Source organism: Caulobacter hibisci (assembly GCF_016135805.1).
Classification (GTDB): Bacteria; Pseudomonadota; Alphaproteobacteria; order Caulobacterales; family Caulobacteraceae; genus Caulobacter; species Caulobacter hibisci.
The window spans coordinates 1-17,741 of sequence record NZ_JADWOX010000013.1 but is presented as its reverse complement, the minus strand read 5'-3'; the positions used below and the strand labels follow the sequence as shown (position 1 = coordinate 17,741).

General features: G+C 70.7%; 19 protein-coding genes. 13 read left to right on the top strand and 6 right to left on the bottom strand.

Annotated elements, in window-relative coordinates:
* Positions 1 to 13 precede the first annotated feature (13 nt).
* Complete coding sequence (gene hrpB / locus I4Q42_RS17220) at positions 14 to 2,458, bottom strand: ATP-dependent helicase HrpB (RefSeq protein ID WP_198577329.1); 2,445 nt, start codon at positions 2,456 to 2,458, stop codon at positions 14 to 16.
* A gap of 181 nt (positions 2,459 to 2,639) precedes the next feature.
* Between hrpB and I4Q42_RS17215 the strand changes: the two genes are divergently transcribed.
* Both I4Q42_RS17215 and I4Q42_RS17210 read left to right on the top strand, forming a co-directional pair.
* Positions 2,640 to 4,256 (top strand): amino acid permease, encoded by a 1,617-nt coding sequence (locus I4Q42_RS17215; RefSeq protein WP_198577328.1) that lies wholly within the window; start codon positions 2,640 to 2,642, stop codon positions 4,254 to 4,256.
* A 73-nt stretch (positions 4,257 to 4,329) separates the two neighbouring features.
* On the top strand, positions 4,330 to 5,040 hold the full coding sequence (locus I4Q42_RS17210) for an MBL fold metallo-hydrolase (protein WP_198577327.1): 711 nt from the start codon (positions 4,330 to 4,332) through the stop codon (positions 5,038 to 5,040).
* 133 nt (positions 5,041 to 5,173) lie between these two features.
* Here the strand turns inward: I4Q42_RS17210 and I4Q42_RS17205 are convergent, their stop codons facing one another.
* Complete coding sequence (locus tag I4Q42_RS17205; protein WP_198577326.1) at positions 5,174 to 5,611, bottom strand: EF-hand domain-containing protein; 438 nt, start codon at positions 5,609 to 5,611, stop codon at positions 5,174 to 5,176.
* Between the two features lie 104 nt (positions 5,612 to 5,715).
* Here I4Q42_RS17205 and I4Q42_RS17200 point away from each other — a divergent pair, with 104 nt between their 5' ends.
* The 3 genes from I4Q42_RS17200 to I4Q42_RS17190 all read left to right on the top strand — a co-directional run bounded on the left by I4Q42_RS17200 (position 5,716) and on the right by I4Q42_RS17190 (position 8,818).
* Positions 5,716 to 6,483 carry a response regulator gene (locus I4Q42_RS17200; protein WP_198577325.1) on the top strand — a complete coding sequence of 256 codons (768 nt, stop codon included), beginning with the start codon at positions 5,716 to 5,718 and terminating at the stop codon, positions 6,481 to 6,483.
* Positions 6,480 to 7,949 (top strand): ATP-binding protein, encoded by a 1,470-nt coding sequence (locus tag I4Q42_RS17195; RefSeq protein WP_198577324.1) that lies wholly within the window; start codon positions 6,480 to 6,482, stop codon positions 7,947 to 7,949. The genes I4Q42_RS17200 and I4Q42_RS17195 overlap by 4 nt, the downstream gene beginning before the upstream one ends.
* A 77-nt stretch (positions 7,950 to 8,026) precedes the next feature.
* Positions 8,027 to 8,818 (top strand): EF-hand domain-containing protein, encoded by a 792-nt coding sequence (locus tag I4Q42_RS17190; RefSeq protein ID WP_198577323.1) that lies wholly within the window; start codon positions 8,027 to 8,029, stop codon positions 8,816 to 8,818.
* Positions 8,819 to 8,824: 6 nt separating this feature from the next.
* Here I4Q42_RS17190 and I4Q42_RS17185 read toward each other — a convergent pair whose 3' ends face one another.
* Positions 8,825 to 9,364 carry a DUF1345 domain-containing protein gene (locus I4Q42_RS17185; protein ID WP_232793242.1) on the bottom strand — a complete coding sequence of 180 codons (540 nt, stop codon included), beginning with the start codon at positions 9,362 to 9,364 and terminating at the stop codon, positions 8,825 to 8,827.
* A 176-nt stretch (positions 9,365 to 9,540) separates the two neighbouring features.
* On the opposite strand from I4Q42_RS17185, the gene I4Q42_RS17180 reads away from it, so the two are divergent.
* Positions 9,541 to 9,783, top strand: coding sequence for a hypothetical protein (locus I4Q42_RS17180; protein WP_198577456.1), 243 nt, complete (start codon positions 9,541 to 9,543; stop codon positions 9,781 to 9,783).
* A 9-nt stretch (positions 9,784 to 9,792) separates the two neighbouring features.
* Entirely contained in the window at positions 9,793 to 10,002 is a 210-nt protein-coding gene (locus I4Q42_RS17175) for a KGG domain-containing protein (protein ID WP_198577321.1), read from the top strand.
* A gap of 159 nt (positions 10,003 to 10,161) precedes the next feature.
* Here I4Q42_RS17175 and egtB read toward each other — a convergent pair whose 3' ends face one another.
* On the bottom strand, positions 10,162 to 12,324 hold the full coding sequence (egtB, locus tag I4Q42_RS17170) for an ergothioneine biosynthesis protein EgtB (protein WP_198577320.1): 2,163 nt from the start codon (positions 12,322 to 12,324) through the stop codon (positions 10,162 to 10,164).
* A 234-nt stretch (positions 12,325 to 12,558) separates the two neighbouring features.
* Here egtB and I4Q42_RS17165 point away from each other — a divergent pair, with 234 nt between their 5' ends.
* The 3 genes from I4Q42_RS17165 (at position 12,559) to I4Q42_RS17155 (ending at position 15,226) form a co-directional block, all read left to right on the top strand.
* A complete protein-coding gene (locus I4Q42_RS17165; RefSeq protein ID WP_198577319.1) occupies positions 12,559 to 13,185 on the top strand; it encodes an alpha/beta hydrolase in 627 nt (208 codons plus the stop codon).
* Between the two features lie 74 nt (positions 13,186 to 13,259).
* Positions 13,260 to 14,729: a tyrosinase family protein gene (locus I4Q42_RS17160; RefSeq protein WP_198577318.1), complete on the top strand. Its 1,470-nt coding sequence runs from the start codon at positions 13,260 to 13,262 to the stop codon at positions 14,727 to 14,729.
* 38 nt (positions 14,730 to 14,767) lie between these two features.
* On the top strand, positions 14,768 to 15,226 hold the full coding sequence (locus I4Q42_RS17155) for a hypothetical protein (RefSeq protein WP_198577317.1): 459 nt from the start codon (positions 14,768 to 14,770) through the stop codon (positions 15,224 to 15,226).
* Positions 15,227 to 15,379: 153 nt separating this feature from the next.
* On the opposite strand, the gene I4Q42_RS17150 is transcribed toward I4Q42_RS17155, so the two are convergent.
* Both I4Q42_RS17150 and I4Q42_RS17145 read right to left on the bottom strand, forming a co-directional pair.
* Positions 15,380 to 15,583: a hypothetical protein gene (locus tag I4Q42_RS17150; protein WP_198577316.1), complete on the bottom strand. Its 204-nt coding sequence runs from the start codon at positions 15,581 to 15,583 to the stop codon at positions 15,380 to 15,382.
* Positions 15,584 to 15,639: 56 nt separating this feature from the next.
* Complete coding sequence (locus tag I4Q42_RS17145) at positions 15,640 to 16,131, bottom strand: GcrA family cell cycle regulator (protein WP_198577315.1); 492 nt, start codon at positions 16,129 to 16,131, stop codon at positions 15,640 to 15,642.
* A gap of 292 nt (positions 16,132 to 16,423) precedes the next feature.
* Between I4Q42_RS17145 and I4Q42_RS17140 the strand changes: the two genes are divergently transcribed.
* The 3 genes from I4Q42_RS17140 to I4Q42_RS17130 are packed head-to-tail and all read left to right on the top strand — an operon-like array spanning position 16,424 to position 17,719.
* Positions 16,424 to 16,918, top strand: coding sequence for a c-type cytochrome (locus I4Q42_RS17140; protein ID WP_198577314.1), 495 nt, complete (start codon positions 16,424 to 16,426; stop codon positions 16,916 to 16,918).
* A gap of 21 nt (positions 16,919 to 16,939) precedes the next feature.
* Positions 16,940 to 17,302: a nuclear transport factor 2 family protein gene (locus tag I4Q42_RS17135; protein WP_198577313.1), complete on the top strand. Its 363-nt coding sequence runs from the start codon at positions 16,940 to 16,942 to the stop codon at positions 17,300 to 17,302.
* A gap of 3 nt (positions 17,303 to 17,305) precedes the next feature.
* The gene (locus I4Q42_RS17130) at positions 17,306 to 17,719 is read left to right on the top strand and encodes a nuclear transport factor 2 family protein (protein WP_198577312.1); all 414 of its coding nucleotides are present in this window, start codon (positions 17,306 to 17,308) and stop codon (positions 17,717 to 17,719) included.
* Positions 17,720 to 17,741: the final 22 nt, after the last annotated feature.

Here is a 17,741-nt window from a genome sequence, read left to right as displayed (position 1 = left end):
CGCGATCGTCGCCTCACGTTCCCCGCGGCTTCGCCCGCGTCGTCGGCGCAGCGCTGGCCGGATCGTCCGGCCACACATGCCGCGGATAGCGCCCCTTCATCTCGACCTTCACCTCGCGCCAGGAGCCCTTCCAGAAGCCCGGCAGGTCCTTGGTGATCTGGATCGGGCGGTGGGCGGGCGACAGCAGGGCCAGGGTCAGGGGGACCTTGCCGTGGGCGACGGCCGGGTGCTCGGCGACGCCGTACAGCTCCTGCACCCGCACCTCGACGCGGGGACCGCCTTCCGCGCCATAGTCGATGGCGAAGCTGGAGCCGGTCGGGGCGGTGAAGCGCGCCGGGGCCTGGGCCTCGATCTTGCCCTGCATGTCCCACGGGACCAGCGTCTTGATCGCCGCTTCCAGCGTGCCTTCATCGAGGCTGGCCAGCGACGAGCGGCCGGCCAGCAGCGGCTCCAGCCATTCGTCCAGCCGCGCCACCAGGGCCGCTTCCGACAGGTCGGGCCAGAGCTCGCCGTCATTGGCGCGCAGGAAGGCCACCCGGTCGAGCAGTCCCCTGCCCCGCTCGCCCAGCCTCAGGGCCGCAAGGCCATCGGCCCGCACCTGGCCGGCCAGGGCGGCGGCGATCAGGGCGGGGTCGGGCTTGTCGATGATCTTCTCGTCGACCACCAGCTTGCCCAGGCGCAGCAGGCGCTTAGCGCGCAGCTTGCCGCCGCCGCTGGTCTCCAGCCGGTCCTCGGCGACCAGGCGATCGGCGAAGGCGGCGCGCAAGGCGTCCTCGTCCAGCGGCGCGGCCAGCAGTATGCGGTCGCGGGCGTCGCCCCCGCCCAGTTCGCCCACCGCCAGCCAGGTCTCGCGGGCCAGGGCGTCGGTCGGCTCCAGATAGACGCCGCGGCCGCTGGCCAGCTGGTATTCGCCCGGCTTGCCGCGCGCCCGGGCCACCCGCTCGGGATAGGCCTCGGCCAGCAGCAAAGCGTCGTCCAAGGGATCGGCGCCGCTCGGCTTTCCCGCCTGCCGCGACCAGCGCTCGGCCAGGGCCCGGGCGTCGCGGGCGCGAGGCGTGCGGTCCCGGCCGAAGCCCTCCAGCCGCTGGCGCAAATCCACGCTCCGCCCGCCCAACCCCTGCTCGCTGAGCACGGCGGCGATCTCGGCAGCGCGGTGAGCCTGGCCGGAGGCGGCGGCGCGGGCGACCATGTGGGCCAGACGCGGGGCCAGCGGCATGTTCGACAGCGCCTTGCCGTGGGCCGTCAGCCCGCCGGCCGCGTCCAGGGCCTGCAGGCGGGTCAGCAGCGACCGCGCCTCGCTGAAGGCCGCGCGCGGCGGCGGGTCGAGGAACGCGAGACCATCCGCGTCCTTGGCGCCCCAGCGGGCGAGATCCAGGGCGAGGCGCGACAGGTCGGCCTCCAGGATCTCCGGCCGGGCGAAGGGCGTCAGGGCCCGGGTCTCCGGCTCGTCCCACAGGCGGTAGCAGACGCCCGGCTCGGTGCGGCCGGCCCGGCCCCGGCGCTGGTCGGCGGCGGCGCGGGCGACGCGCACGGTCTCCAGCCGGGTCAGGCCGCTGGACGGGTCGAAGCGCGGCACCCGCGAGAGGCCCGCGTCGATCACCACCCGCACGCCCTCGATGGTCAGGCTGGTCTCGGCGATCGAGGTGGCCAGCACCACCTTGCGGCGGCCGGCCGGGGCGGGCTGCACGGCGCGGTCCTGCTCGGCCGGGTCCAGCGCGCCGTAGAGCGGGGCCAGGTCGACGTCGGGCCGGCGCAGGCGCTCGGCCAGCCAGCTTTCGGCCCGGCGGATCTCGCCCTGGCCGGGCAGGAAGACCAGCACGCTGCCGGTCTCCTCGGTCAGCGCCCGCTCCACCGCGCGGCCGACCCGCTCTTCGAGCCGCAGGCGATCGTCGCGGCCCAGATAGCGGGTCTCGACCGGGAACATCCGACCCTCGCTCTCGACCACCGGCGCATCGCCCAGCAGGGCCGAGACGCGGGCGCCGTCCAGCGTGGCCGACATCACCAGGATCTTCAAATCCTCGCGCAGCAGCCCCTGGGAATCACGCGCCAGGGCCAGGCCCAGGTCGGCGTCGAGGCTGCGCTCGTGGAACTCGTCGAAGATCACGCAGGCCACGCCGTCCAGGCCCGGATCGTCGAGAATCATCCGTGTGAAGACGCCCTCGGTGACCACTTCCACCCGCGTGCGGGCCGACACCTTCGACTGCAGGCGCACGCGGAAACCCACCGTGTCGCCGACGCTTTCGCCCAGGGTCTGGGCCATGCGCGCGGCGGCGGCGCGGGCGGCCAGGCGCCGGGGCTCCAGCATGACGATCTTGCCGCCCCCGACCCACGACTCGTCCAGCAGCGCCAAGGGCACGGCCGTGGTCTTGCCCGCGCCGGGCGGCGCGACGAGAACGGCGGTCTCGCGATCCTGCAGGGCGCCTTTGAGCGCGGGAATGGCCTGAAAAATGGGCAGCATCGCGCCGGCTTTAGCTGGGCTGGGGATGAACGCCAAGCAGCACTGGACGACGCCTGGGCGAGGAGAACATTTACGCGCTTCGGAGGCGCGGCCTTGACCCCATGCTCATAAACGGGTCACCGTCCGCAAAATTTTCTAAAGGCGACCCCCGGGGGGGAGTCTTGCCTATCCAGGAGGAACTATGTGGCGCGTAAAATCGCTTGATGCGATCCTAGCGACGGCTGAGAAAAAATCCCTTCATCGCTCGCTCGGACCGATCCAGCTGACGCTGCTGGGGGTTGGCGCCATCATCGGCACCGGGATCTTCGTTCTGACCGCCGCCGCCGCCCAGAAGGCCGGCCCCGGGATGATCTGGAGCTTCGTGATCGCCGGCGCCGTCTGCGCCATCGCCGCGCTCTGCTACTCCGAACTGGCCTCGATGGTCCCCGTCTCGGGCTCGGCCTACACCTACTCCTACGCCGTGATGGGCGAGCCGCTGGCCTGGATGGTCGGTTGGGCGCTGATCCTCGAATACGCCGTCGCCGCCAGCGCCGTCTCGGCCGGCTGGTCCGGCTACTTCCTCGGCCTGATCGAGAACGCGCTGGGCTTCCAGTGGCCCGTCTTGCTCAAGGCAGGTCCGGCCTGGTCGATGAACGGCTTCATCCCGGTCGCCGACTTCAGCGCCGGCATCGTCAACGTTCCGGCGATCATCGTGGCCCTGGCCGTGACCGCCCTGCTGGTCGTCGGCACCACCGAGAGCGCCCGCGTCAACGCCGTGCTGGTGGCCATCAAGGTCACCGCCCTGACCGCCTTCATCATCCTGACCATCCCGGCCATCAAGAGCGGCAACTTCTCGCCGTTCGCCCCCAACGGCTGGTTCGGTCCGCACGGCACCACCGGCATGGGCATCGTCGGCGCCGCGGCCTCGATCTTCTTCGCCTATGTGGGCTTCGACGCGGTCTCGACCGCCGCCGAAGAGACCAAGAACCCGCAGCGCAACGTGCCTATCGGCCTGATCGGCAGCCTGGCGCTCTGCACCGTGTTCTACCTGCTGGTGGCCTCCGGCGCGATCGGCGCGATCGGCGCCCAGCCGGTGCTCGGCGCCGACGGCTCGGCCGTCCAGCCCGGCTCGGCCGCCTTCCAGGCCGCCTGCTCGCTGGCCGCCAACAGCGACCGCCTGGTCTGCTCGAACGAAGCCCTCGCCCACGTGCTGCGCGAGATCAACTGGCCCGTCGTCGGCAACCTGCTCGGCCTGGCCGCCAACCTGGCCCTGCCCTCGGTCATCCTGATGATGATCTACGGCCAGACCCGCATCTTCTTCGTCATGGCCCGCGACGGCCTGCTGCCGGAGAAGCTCGCCAGCATCCACCCGAAGTTCAAGACCCCGCACATCGTGACCATGGTCACCGGCGTGTTCGTGGCCATCGCCGCGGCCTTCTTCCCGGTCGGCCAGCTGGCCGACATCTCCAACTCCGGCACCCTGTTCGCCTTCTTCATGGTGGCGATCGCGGTGATGGTGCTGCGGGTGAAGGATCCGAACCGTCCGCGTCCGTTCAAGACGCCGGCGATCTGGGTCGTGGCCCCGCTGGCCATGGTCGGCTGCGCGGCCCTCTACTTCAACCTGCCGCTGGAAGCCATGCTGGTGCTGCCGATCTGGGGCGCGCTGGGCCTGGTGATCTATCTGGCCTACGGCATCCGCAAGAGCCACCTGGGCCGCGGCCTCACCGACGTGCCGGAACTGGCCGTCGAGGCGCCGGGCACCTCGGTTCCGCCGATGCCGGGCGCTCCGGCCCCGGGTTCGCCCGAGGAACGGTCTTGATCTCGAGACGGTAGTCTCTAGTTCAGAGCGGGCGGGATCTTCGGGTCCCGCCCGTTTTCGTTTGGAGTTCGCCGTGAGCCAGGAACCGCCGATCCGCGCCGTCATCGCCCCGGTCACGCCGCTGCAGCAGAACTGCACGATCGTCTGGTGCTCCAGGACGAAAAAGGCCGCTGTCATCGATCCGGGCGGCGAGGTCGACCGCCTGCTCAAGGCCCTGGCCGAGCAGGGCCTGACCCTGGAGAAGATCTGGATCACCCACGGCCACATGGACCACGCCGGCGGCGCGGCCGAGCTGAAGGCCAGGACCGGCGTTCCCATCGAGGGGCCGCACAAGGACGACCAGTTCTGGATCGATCGCATCCAGGAAAGCGGCGAGATGTACGGCGTGCCCGAGGCCCGCATCTTCGTGCCCGACCGCTGGCTGGAGGACGGCGACGTGGTCACCCTGGGCGAGACGCAGTTCGAGGTCCTGCACTGCCCGGGCCATACGCCGGGGCACGTGATCTTCTTCCATCGCGAGATGAAGTTCGCCCAGGTCGGCGACGTGCTGTTCCAAGGCTCGATCGGCCGCACCGACTTCCCGCGCGGCAACCACCAGGACCTGATCGACGCCATCACCGGCAAGCTGTGGCCGCTGGGCGACGACGTGCGCTTCGTGCCGGGCCATGGCCCGATGTCGAGCTTCGGGGCCGAGCGGCGGAACAACCCCTTCGTCGGCGACCGCGCGGTCGCCGCCATGAAGGGCCCCGGCTACGCGGCGCCGGTGAACCGCTCGCCGGGCTGATATTCCAAGACATTTCCGGAACGGGCAGACCCCCGCCCTTCGACAGGCTCGGGGCGCGCCCCTCCACCGACACCCCTGGCGGCTCATCCCGACCTTGTCGAAGGACGAGCCGCCGGCGTCCGCGAGCCCCGAACTAGCGCTGCGGCGGCGGTCCCATGCGGAACTCGTCGCCGGTCAGCTTGCCGTCCTTGTTGGCGTCGGACTTGGCGAACTGGTCGCGGGCCGCGGCCAGGGCCTCGTCCTTGGTGATCTTGCCGTCCTTGTCGGCGTCCTGCGCCGCCAGCTGGGCCAGCATCCGGGCGCCGAAACCGCCGCCGCCCTGGCCCTCGCGCTCCTCGAAACGCTTCTTGATCGCGTCGATCTCGGCCGCGTCGATCACCCCGTCCTTGTTGGCGTCGAAGCGCTCGAAGCGTTGCAGCGCGAAGGCGTCGTACTCCGCGGCGGTCACCGCGCCGTCGCCGTCGGCGTCGGGGCCGCGCATGCCGCCGGGACCGCCCTGGCCAGGCTGGGCGTGGACGGCCGTGGCGGCCAGCAGGGACAGGCCCAGGACGGCGGGAACGAGTCGGTTCATGGAAAAGCTCCGTGGCGATTTGACGCTAGGGAGTCACGATCAGGTTGCGCGGCTGTTGCAAGCGTGAAATCTGACGGTGACAGGGGCATGAAAGGACCAACGATATGGACACCTCCCCGACCACAGCCTCGTCCGCCGTCGCCGCGGACACCACCAAGGGCGCCGGCGCCCGCATCCTGATCGTCGATGACGATCCCGGCATCCGCGACGTCGTCTCCGACTTCCTGGTCCGCCACGGCTACGTCGTCGACGCGGCTCAGGACGCCCGCACTATGGAACAGGCGCTCGCCAAGGGCCCCGTCGATCTCGTCGTGCTCGACGTCATGCTGCCCGGCGAAGACGGCCTGGCCATCTGCCGCCGCCTCGCGGCGCAGGACGGTCCCGCCATCATCATGCTCTCGGCCATGGGCGAGGAGACCGACCGCATCGTCGGCCTCGAGCTCGGCGCCGACGACTACCTGCCCAAGCCGTGCAACCCGCGCGAACTGCTGGCCCGCGTCCGCGCCGTTCTGCGCCGCCGCGCCGAGCCGCGCTCCAGCGACGACACCATGGGCGCGGCCTGCGAGTTCGCCGGCTGGCGCCTGGACCTGGTCCGCCGCGAACTGCGCTCGCCGCAGTCGGTGGTGGTCAACCTGTCGAGCGGCGAGTTCTCGCTGCTGCGCGCCTTCGTCGAACGCCCGCAGCGCGTCCTGACCCGCGACCAGCTGCTGGACCTGGCCCGTGGCCGCGACAGCGACGCCTACGACCGCGCCATCGACGTCCAGATCAGCCGCCTGCGCCGCAAGCTCGACGACGGCGGCGGCGGCGAACTGATCCGCACGATCCGCAGCGAGGGCTACATGTTCACGCCCAAGGTCACCCGCACGCCATGAGACTAGCGGTCCCGGGGCGTGGCGGCGCCCCCCTGTTCGCCCAGGCCCTGGGACTGGTGATCGTGACCCTGGTGGCGGCGCAGCTGATCGCCATCGCGGTCATCTTCACCCTGCCGCCGCCGCCGCCGGAGTTCTATCGCCTCAGCGAGATCGTCCGGACGGTGAAGAGCGGCCAGACCGTGCACGCGCGCGACGGCCGGCCGCTGGTCATCCGCCACCGCTCGGCCATGAAGCTCGACGCGGACGACTCCCCGCGCCGGGCCGAGTTCAAGGCCGCCGTCGGCCGCGACCTCGGCGTGCCGGTCGATCGGATCTCGATCCTCACCGACAACGGCCCGCGCTTCTTCGTGCGCACCCAGCGGCAGAAGACCCCTCCCCCGCCGCCGTCCGGCGAGCCCGGCGGTCCGCGCGGCCCCGGGCCTGGCCCTGGCCCCGGCCCGGGCGGACCGGACGGCATCGGCGGCCCGCCGCCCGGCCTGCGTGCGTCCTCCCAGGCTGAGCGCCTGGCGGCGATGATGCGCGAGGAGCCCTTCCTGTTCGGCGACTTCGAGCTGGGCGTCCGTCAGGCCGACGGAGGCTGGCTGGTCGTCGAGCCCAAGCCCACCTTCCGCTTCGACAGCTGGCAGCAGCGCATCCTGCTGATCCTGGCCCTGTCGGTGCTGGCCGTCTCGCCGCTGGCCTGGCTGTTCGCCCGCCGCCTGGCCGGGCCGATCACAGCCTTCGCCGCCGCCGCCGAGCGCCTGGGCCGGGACCCGCGCGCGCCGCCGCTCAGCCTGTCGGGCTCGGCCGAGGTCAACGCGGCCTCCAGCGCCTTCAACAACATGCAGGAGCGCCTGCGCCGCTATGTCGAGGATCGCACCGCCATGATCGGCGCGATCGCCCACGACCTGCGCACGCCCCTGACCCGCCTGCGATTCCGCATCGAGGCCGCGCCCGAAGAGGTCCGCACCAAGCTGGAAGCCGACATCGACCAGATGGAGGCGATGATCTCGGCCACCCTGGCCTTCGTGCGCGACACCAGCCGCGAGGCCGAGCGCACCAAGCTGGAGCTGGCCTCCCTGCTGGAAAGCGTCATGGACGAGACCGCCGAGACCGGCGGAAACGCCGTCGCCGAGGACAGCCAGAAGATCGTCGTCGAGGGCGACCCGATCGCCCTCAAGCGCCTGGTCACCAACCTGGTCGAGAACGCCCTGAAGTACGGCGGCTCCGCCCGCGGCCGGGTCTATCGCGAGGACGACTGCGCCGTGATCGAGATCGACGACGACGGCCCCGGCGTGCCGGCGGCCGAGCTGGAGCGGGTGTTCGAGCCGTTCTTCCGCGGCGAGCCCTCACGCAACCGCGAAACCGGCGGCATCGGCCTCGGCCTAGCCGTGGTCCGCTCCCTGGCCCGCGCCCACGGCGGCGACGTGTCCCTGTCCAACCGCCCCGAAGGCGGGCTGCGCGCGCGCGTGACCCTTCCGGCCTAAGCACGAGCAGGACTGTTGCGTCGCCGACATCAGAGCGCAATGCGGCGCCGCTTCAAGCGACGGGAAGGAGTTCTTCCATGACCGCACGCGCCCTGCCCTTCCTGGCCATCGCCGCCCTGTCGCTCGCCGCCTGCGCCAGCGGGCCGTCCGACGGCCCTCCGGGCGGTCCTCAGGGCGGACCCGGCGGTCGCCCCGGCTTCGGCCCGCCTCCTGGCGAAGGCGGTCCTCGCGGCCCCGGCGGTCCGGGCGGCGGCGGCAAGCAGGTGTTCATCAGCCCGGCGGGCGAGCCGTTCCGCGCCGAGGGCGGCCAGCCCTATCCCGTCGCGGCCTGGTTCGCCGGCGCCGACGCCGATCACGACGGCGCCCTGACCAAGGCCGAGTTCGTCGCCGACTCCCTGCGCTTCTTCGATCGCCTCGACACCGACAAGTCGGGCGTGCTCGACGGCTTCGAGGTCTCGACCTACGAGCGGACCATCGCGCCGGAGATCGTCCAGGCCTCGGCCATGCCGCAGCAGGCGATGGAAGCGCCCTCCGGCGGTGAAGACGGCGGTCCGGGCGGCGACGGCCCGCGCCGGCGTCCCAACGGCCTGGGCAACATGCTGCTGGGCGCCACGCCCTTCGCCCTGCTGGCCGAGCCGCAGCCGGTCATGGGCGCCGACGCCGACTTCAATCGCCGCGTCACCCGCGACGAGGAGGCCAAGGCCGCCGCCTCGCGCTTCAAGCTGCTCGACAAGGACGGCGACGGACGCCTGACCCTGGCCGAGCTGCCCAAGACCGCCATGCAGAAGATCCTCGACGGCGAAGGCGACGATCGCGGCGGCAAGGGCGGTCGTGGTCGCGGCCGCGGCGGTCCCCCGCCTCGCGGCTAAGCCGCCTTAGCCGCTGACGACCCCGGCGATGATGTTGATCCCCAGGGCCAGGATGGCGGTGTTGTAGAAATAGGCCGTCACCGCATGGGCGGTGACGAGGTTGCGCAGCGCCCCGGTGCGCACGTCGTTGTCGGAGACCTGGAAGGTCGCCCCTATGCTGAAGGCCAGGTAGACGAAGTCCTTGTAGGTGCGGGCCGGCTCGCCGGGAAAGCCGAACCCGCCCTTCCCCGCTCCCTCGCCGAAATGGCGGTGGGCGTAGTGCAGCACGAACACCGAGTGCAGCACGATCCATGACAAGAGCAGGGTCACGCCCGCGCAGGCCGCCGTCAGGTCCTTGACCGACGCCGTCGCCGAGCGCGCGCCGATCATCGCCGCCACCACCGCGGCCAAGCTGGCGGCGATCGCCGCCAGCACGATCAGCAGCATGATCGAGCGCCCTTCGTCCTCGGCCGCGGCCTTGGCCCGCAGCTTGGCCTCGTCGGCGGTGAGGAACAGACGCCACAGCAAAACGCCGTAAATCGCGGCGCCGACGTCCCAGCCGATCAAAATATGCGTGCTTCCGGGCAGATTCATTCGGCGGGCCAAAACCCACCCCAAGAGCCCCGCCAGGAAGCCCGCCCCGAGCTTCCAATGCCTTGTAAAGAGTGAGGTATTTTCGGATTTCGCAGTCGTCTTGCGCATCACTCTCAACCTAACGTTCCGCACGACAATCGTCCTTGCCGATGCATTTGTCTCGCCTGCTGCGTGAAACCGAACGCGACTTCACCGGTTACTTCACCGGAACACCGGAAGACGCCATGACCGATCCCACCGCCCCGCCGCCTCTCGAGCCGCAAACGCCGGACGATCCGCCGGGCTCCACGCCCGACGAAGTTCCGTCGCAGCCGCCCCCGGTGCAGCCGGGCGACGACCGGCCCTATGGCGCCAATCCGGCTCCGTTCCCTCCCGTGACCAGTCCCGACTAGGAGCAAGACATGGACCTCGACAGCGAACGGCCCCGTGGCCGCCGAGGCTTCGCCGCCATGGACCCGGAGCGTCGCCGCGAGATAGCTCGCAAGGGCGGCGCAAGCGTCCCCAGCGAAAAACGAAGCTTCGCCAAGGATCGCGATCTGGCCGCCAATGCCGGCCGCAAGGGCGGCTCCTCTTCGCGTGGCGGCGGCCGCCTCGGCGGACGCGACCTCTAGCAATGCCGCGATCTAGGGGGGGACGGGCGACGCAGCCGAGCGTAGCGCCGCACGTATCAGGATCTTAGAGCCCGGATCGGTCTGCCGATCCGGGCTCTTGGGCTGTCCGCTATCGAGTGGCCGGCCACGACTTTGCTATTGCCTGTTCAGGACGCCTGTTCAGGACCTCAGCGCAAAGACCCCGAAGGCGGGATCTTCGCTGATCCAGCGGGCCTCGACCCGCCAGCCGGCCCGGCCCGCCATGTCCGCGAAGGCCGCCGGCTCGTACTTGTAGGAATTCTCGGTGTGGATGGTCTCGCCGGCCAGGAAGGCGACGGCCTTGCCAGCGACCGAAACCACCTGGTCCTCCAGGCTGACCAGATGCATCTCCATGCGGCTCTCGACCGCGTTCCACACCGCCAGGTGCGCAAAGGCGTCGAGGTCGAAATCCGCTTCCAGTTCGCGATTGGCGCGGACCAGCAGGTTCTTGTTGAACGCCGCCGTCACGCCCGCCGCATCGTCATAGGCCGGGATCAGCACGTCCTCGCCCTTGGCGATGTCGGCCCCGACGACGAACAGCGCGTCCGGCCCCAGCAGGCGGCGCGCCGCTTCCAGGAAGGCCACCGCCTCGTCCGTCGGGAAATTACCGATCGTCGAGCCGGGGAAGAAGCCGACCGTCGGCCGCCCCCGCGCCGCCGCCGGCAGGCCCAGCGGATGGGTGAAGTCGCCGAGCGCGGGCGCGACCTCCAGGCCGGGATAGTCGGCGCGGATCGCCGCCGCCGCCGCATCCAGCGCCGAAGCGCTGATGTCCATCGGCGCGTAGACCGCAAGCTGCGGCGCGGCGTCCAGCAGGATCCGGGTCTTGGTGCTGGCCCCGCTGCCGAACTCGATCATCGCCGCGCCCTGCGGGATGCGGGCGGCGATCTCCGGCGCGATCGCGCGCAGCAAGGCCGTCTCGGTGCGGGTCGGATAGTATTCCGGCAGCTCGGTGATCTCTTCGAACAGGCGCGAGCCTTCGGCGTCGTAGAAATACTTGCTGGGCAGGCTCTTGGGGCTCGAGGCCAGGCCCGCCAGCACGTCTTTCCGGAACTCTGAGTCCATGGCTCTCTCACGCCCTCCCGCGCCGTCGCGGGCCAGACGCACGCCGGCGAACATCCAGCGCTGCCCAGGATGGAAGAAGTTGCGATAGCTCGCCCGCGCATGGCCCGGCGGCGTCGCCGCCGCACCGCCGCGCAGGACCATCTGGTTGACCATGAACTTGCCGTTGTACTCGCCCAGCGCCCCGGCCCCGGGGCGGAAGCCCGGGTAAGGCGCATAGGCGCTGGCGGTCCATTGCCAGGTCTCGCCCGACATCTGCCGCAGGCGGGCGTCCGACCGCACGGCCACTTCCCACTCGGCCTCGGTGGGCAGGCGGGCGCCGGACCAGACGGCGAAGGCGGCCGCTTCGTAGAAGCTGACATGGACGACGGGCGCGGCGAGGTCGAGCGGACGGCGGCCGGCCAGGCCGAACTCGGTCCAGGCGCCGTCCTCTTCCCGACGCCAGTAGAGCGGCGCGTCCCAGGCCTCGTCCTGGACCATGGCCCAGCCGTCCGACAGCCAGAACTCCGGCCGCTCGTAGCCTCCGTCCTCCATGAACCCCAGCCACTCGGCGTTGGTGGTCAGGCGGTCGGCCAGGCGAAAGGGTTCGAGGAACACGCGATGGCGCGGCCGCTCGTTGTCGAAGGCGAAGCCGCCCTCGTCGGCGCCGATCGTCGCCAGCCCGCCCTCGAAGCCGACATAGCCCAGACCGCGCGCCGGCGGCCGCGGGACGTCGGGGCGCTCGCGATAGGCCGGCTGCAGCGGCGACTGGGCGAACAGGTGCTGGATGTCCATCACCAGCAGTTCCTGGTGCTGCTCCTCGTGGGCCAGGCCCAGCTCCAGCCGCTCCAGCATCTCCGGCGACAGCGGACCCGACAGCAGCCGGGCCATGGCCGCATCGACGTGGCGGCGATAGGCCCCCACCTCGACGCAGGACGGCCGGGTCAGCAGGCCCCGTTGCGGACGCGGCTGACGCGGGCCCATGGCCTCGTAATAGGAATTGAACAGATAGCCGAACGCCGGATCGTAGGGCCTGTAGCCCGGCTGGAACGGCGCCAGCAGGAAGGTCTCGAAGAACCAGGTCGTATGCCCCCGGTGCCACTTGGTCGGGCTGGCGTCGGGCATGGACTGGGCCGCCTGGTCCTCGGGCGACAGCGGCGCGGCCAGGGTTTCGGTTCTCTCCCGCACCGCGCGGAAGCGGGCCAGCGGGCTGTCGGCGGCGGCCTGGGCGACGGAAGCCAGGACCAGGGTGTCGTCGGGACTCATGCACGCTCCTGGCGAGGACGGCCCGCGCGGGCGAACGCGCGCGCGGACTGGTGACCACAACGAACCCGGAGCTTGGGCGTTCCGCGCCGGAAGGGCAACGCGGACTGCTGCCAGCATGGTGTCATCAGCAGTTCTCAATTCCTATTGAATTGATCTGGATTGCTCCACGCGGTCCGCGAGAGCGAAAAGCGGACCAAAGCCGCTTCGGCGGCCTCCGTCTTGAAGAGTTTAGCGATGTCCTTCGCCTCGCCGCCCTTTCCGCAGCCGCCGCGTACCGACGGCGCGCCGTCCGCCGCCTCCCGCGACGATCCGCCGATCCTGATCGTGCCCGGCCTCTACAACTCCGGTCCCGAGCATTGGCAGAGCCATTGGGAGCGCGCCCTGCCCAACGCCGAGCGGGTGGACCAGACCGACTGGGAGCGACCCACCCTCGGCGACTGGACCATCAGCCTGGCCGAGGCCGTGCGCAGCCGCCCCGGGGCGATCCTGGTGGCCCACAGCCTGGGCTGCGCCCTGGTCGGCCACCTGGCCCAGGTGACCGGCGGACGCGGCGTCCGAGGCGCCCTGCTCGTGGCGCCGGCCGACGTCAATCGCGAGGGCCCCGCCGGCCGCCTGCTGATCGGCTTCTCGCCCATCCCGCGCAGCCGCCTGCCCTTCCCCAGCCTGGTGGTCGCCAGTCGCGACGACCCCTATGTGGCCATCGATCGCGCCGAGGCCTTCGCCCGCGGCTGGGGCTCGCGCTTCGTCGACCTGGGCCGGGCCGGCCACATCAATGTCGACTCCGGCCACGGGGCCTGGCCGCGTGGCCGGACCCTGCTGTCGGAGCTGATCCGCGCCACGGCCCAGGACCATGCCGGATAGACGCGCATAAATTGCATTTCCCGGATATTTCGCCATAGTCGAGTCCAACGGATCCAAAACCGGGGGGAACGGCCATGGCCTCGCGCCGCAACATGCTCAAGCTGGTCAGCGGTGGCGGCGTCGCCGTTTTCGCTGGCGCCGCGCCGGGCCTTTCGGCCCTGGCCGCGACCGTGCCGGTGCGCCGCGAGATCAATTCGCTGAAGCTGAACGACCCGGTCGTCGTCGCCCTACGCGACGGCGTGCGGATCCTCAAGGCGCGCACGCCGGGCGCCCTGCCGACCTGGACCGACATGGCCAACATCCACGGCACCTCGGCGGGCTTCAACAAGTGCCCGCACGGCAACTGGTACTTCCTGCCCTGGCACCGCGGCTACGTGACCATGTACGAGCGGATGATCCGCGCGGTCACCGGCTATCGGCAGTTCGCCATGCCCTACTGGGACTGGTCGGCCAACCGCAAGGTGCCCCAGGCCTTCTCGGACCCCACCTACAACGGCCAGCCCAATTCGCTGTACGAGCCGACGCGCAACAACAATGTGGTCCTCACCGACGACATCGTCGGCCCGACGGTGATGAACCGGATCTACGGCGAGACCAATTACGAGCTGTTCGGCACCTCGCGCCCGGCCGGCCAGAACAGCCTCGCTCCCAGCTGGATCACCACCCGCACCGGTACTCAAGGCGTGCTCGAGGCGACGCCGCACAACACCATCCACGTGCGGCTGGGCGGCTGGATGCCCTCGCCCCGCTCGCCGATGGACCCGATCTTCCAGATGCACCACGGCAATATCGACCGCATCTGGTGGCGCTGGAACGGCCTGGGCCGCCAGAACACCCAGGACAGTCTCTGGCAGAACATGGTCTTCCAGAACAACTACCTGACCCCCAGCGGCGGCTGGTGGTCGACCACCCCCAACCAGGTGCAGCAGGTCACGGCCCTGGGCTACACCTACGGCTCCTCGCCGCTCCGCTTTCCCGCCGCGCCCGTCCGGCGGCTGTCGGACCAGCGCATCACCCAGATCTTCGCCCGCGGTTCGGCCGGCGCGGCGGCCGACCTGGGCGTCCGCTCGCTGGCGGCCCGCAAGCGCACCAGCGACACCGGCGTGCAGTTCCTGGCCAGCGCGGCCGGCGGCGGCGATCGCCAGGCCCTGGCCGCGGTGGCCAAGCCGCAAACCGAGGCCACGCCCCTGGCCCTGCTCGGCTCGCGCGCCGTGGCCCTGATCAGCGGCCTGACCCCGCCGTCCGACAATGTCGAGGTCAAGGTCTATGTCGATGGGCCGAATGGCGGCGGCGGCCGCGAGGCCAGCGATCCGGGCTATGTCACGACCATCGGCTTCTTCGGCTCGGGCGCCCATGCCGGTCACGGCGGCGATGGCGGGATCTCAGCTTCGGCCGACCTGACCGAGACCCTGCAGGCCCTGGCCGCGGCCGGCGTCTCCACCGGCGACGACATCCGGGTGCGGCTGGAGGCGGTCGACAGCCAGACGGGCGCGCCCGTCCCGGCGGCCATCGCCTCGGCCAAGGTCGAAGTCGTCATCGTTTGACCACAGGCGGCGCGCAGCGTCGGGGCGGAGACAGGATCATGTCGCGCTTCCTCGCCCTCGCCGCCGCCCTCTTCGCCGCGCCGTGGAGTCTCGCCGCCTGTTCGGCCGCGCCGACCGCCAACGCCGCGGTCGGCCGCCCGGCCGAAAGGATCCTGGCGCGCGACGCCGCCGCCGAACGCTGCCCCGGCCTGCAACTGGTCGCGCGTCTCGACGGCTACACCCCGCCCCGCTCGGGCCAAGTGGATCTGGTCTTCGCCCTGGTCACCAACGGCGGCGTCCAGACCCTGGGCCGCACGGCCGTCTTTCCGCAGGCGCCGTTCTCGACCGGCAAGGGCGATCCGCCCCAGAGCTTCGGTTTCCGCGTCGACCGCCAGGGCCTGGGCGACGGCAAGGCCCGCCTGCGCCTGACCCTGGAACCGGTAGCCGGCGACGGCGGCGGCGCCGGCGCGGTGCTGGGCGAGGCCCGCCTGGCGGCGATCGCCGAAGGCGGCTGCTGAACTCAGGGCCCACAAAAGACAAGCCCCGCGAACCGGAGGCTCGCGGGGCTCGTACTTAAACGCTTTTACAAGATCGGCTTCGCAATCCTCAGCGCCGGCTCAAGCCTCCCTACGGGCGAGCGCGCTGTTCCGCGAAGATCGATCCTTAGGGTCTCAGGCGGCGGCGGCCTGGCGGCTGCGTACGCGGCTCATCCAGTCTTCGGGGTAGGTTTCACGCACGACGATCGACTTGAACTGACCGACCGGAATACGGGCGGCGTCGCCCGGCTGCAGGTCGCGCGAGATCGAGTGACCGGCGAACTCTTCGATGATCGTGATCACCTGGCTGCTGCCGGCGGCGTTCTCGATGAGGATCATGGGATGTCTCTCTTGAGAGGGCTTGAGAGGCTTGAAGGTCTGAAGAGCGGGACGCGTCAGAGGACGCGGCGTTCCTGCGGCAGGCTCTGGCGGGTCCAGGCGTCGATCTCGGAGGGGGACCGGAAGCGACGGAAGGCGCCCTGGGTGTGGTCGGGGCAGTAGGAGGCGCGCTTGCTCATCGTCTCGCGGCCGCAGAAGCCGAAGTCGCCGGCGTCCGGATTGCCGATCGGCCAGCGGCACGAGTGCATCGACAGGTCGAGAATGCCGGCCGTGGGGGTCAGGTCTTCCATCACCGCGACCTGCGGGCGGAGCGCCGGACGGGCCTGGGCCGGGGCGGCGGCGCGGGTGCGCGGGGCCTGGCGGGAAACGCGGACGGCCACGGTGCGCGGCCGGATCGGCGTTTCGCGGGCGGTGATGCCCAGGCGGTGGATCTTGCCGATGACGGCGCTGCGGCTGACGCCGCCCAGTTGGCGAGCCACCTGGCTGGCGCTCAACCCTTCAAGCCACAGCTTCCTGAGCGTGGCGGTACGTTCCTCGTTCCAGTCCATGACGCTTTCCGCTTCTTTTTCGGGGCGCGGGATCAGCCCCCGCCTCTCTTGGGTAGAATCATGGTTAACGACGGTCAAATTCTTCCGTGCATACCCACGGTTCTCGAAATCACATTTCCCGTGGGAATCTCGCTAGATAGCGTGCGTTGTCGCAGGGAGGCCCAAAACACTGCGGCGAGACCTTGACCGAATAACGTCGTTCCACAATGAATTCACGGGTCAGAAACCGGCTTGGATTTGAATGCGGCGCGGCGTCGCAAGCCTTGCGACATAACGCCTATCGGGGATTGTGATGCGTACCCTTTCCGTCGTCGCGGCAGCCATGCTGTGCGTTTCCCTGGCCGCCTGCTCGCCCGGCGGCGAGACGTCGAGCGACACCGTCGCCGCCGCGCCCGCGACGCCGCCGCCGACCGACGCCGAGAAGGCCGCCGCCCTGGCTGCCCTGCCCGCGCCCTACAACACCGGCGACCTGCTGAACGGCCAGAGCAAGTTCGCCCTCTGCCGCTCGTGCCACACCATCACGCAGGGCGGCCCCAACATGACCGGCCCCAACCTCTACGGCGTCTTCGGCCGCAAGGCCGGCTCGCACCCGGGCTACAGCTATTCAGACGCCGTGAAGGGCGCGGGCTTTGCCTGGGACGCCGAGCACCTGGATCACTGGCTGGCCAACCCGCGCACCGCCCTGCCCGGTACCAAGATGACCTTCGCGGGCCTGGCCAACCCCAAGGACCGGGTCGACCTGATCGCCTATCTGAAAGTGGAGACGGGCTACAAGCCCGCTCCCTGACCCGTCCGAGACCGCCTCGCCATGCCCGCCCGCATCGCCCTGCTGACCCGGCTCTACGCGGCCTTCAACCGCGGGGATTTCGAGGCCTTCGTCGCCGAGCTCGACCCCGCGGTCGACTGGCCCGATCAGTTCGTCGGCGGCCGGGTCGTGGGCCTGGAGGCGATGCGCGACTTCTGGACCCGTCGCGACGCGATCGTGCAGGTCGAGACCGCGCCGATGGAATTCATCCCGCTGGACGACGGCCGGGTCGCGGTCTCGACGAACCAGACCGTGCGCAATCTTCAGGGACGTCTCTGGTCCGACATCTGCGTGCGACATATCTACACCTTCCATGAGGGTCGGGTGGCGCGCATGGATGTCGCCGAAGAGCGAGACGGGACGTGAGGCATGGCCAAGGCTGAAGTGTTGCTGACCCGGCACTTCGACGCGACGCGGCGACGCGATCTCGAGGCCGTCGTGGCCCAGCTGCACCCCGACATCGCCTTCGCCAACATCCTAGAAGGCGGCGACGTCGTCGGCATGGAGGCCGCCCGCGGCTATTTCGAGCGCCAGTTCGCCATGGCCGGCGTCGATATCAGCCTGATGCGCGTGCGCCCCCAGGCCAACGGCTGGGTCCACGCCGACGTCGAGATCGCCCTGCGCCGCCCCGACGGCCGCCTGTGGTCGCAGAACACCGCCGTGATCGCCTCCCTGCTGCGCGACGGCCTGATCGTGGGCATCGACCCGCAGCCGGATCCGGGGACGCGCTGGGCGCCGCCCGCCCCGCGCGCCCCCCGCCCCCCCCCCGGGCGGGGGTGGTAGGGCGGCCCGCGGCCCGAGAGGC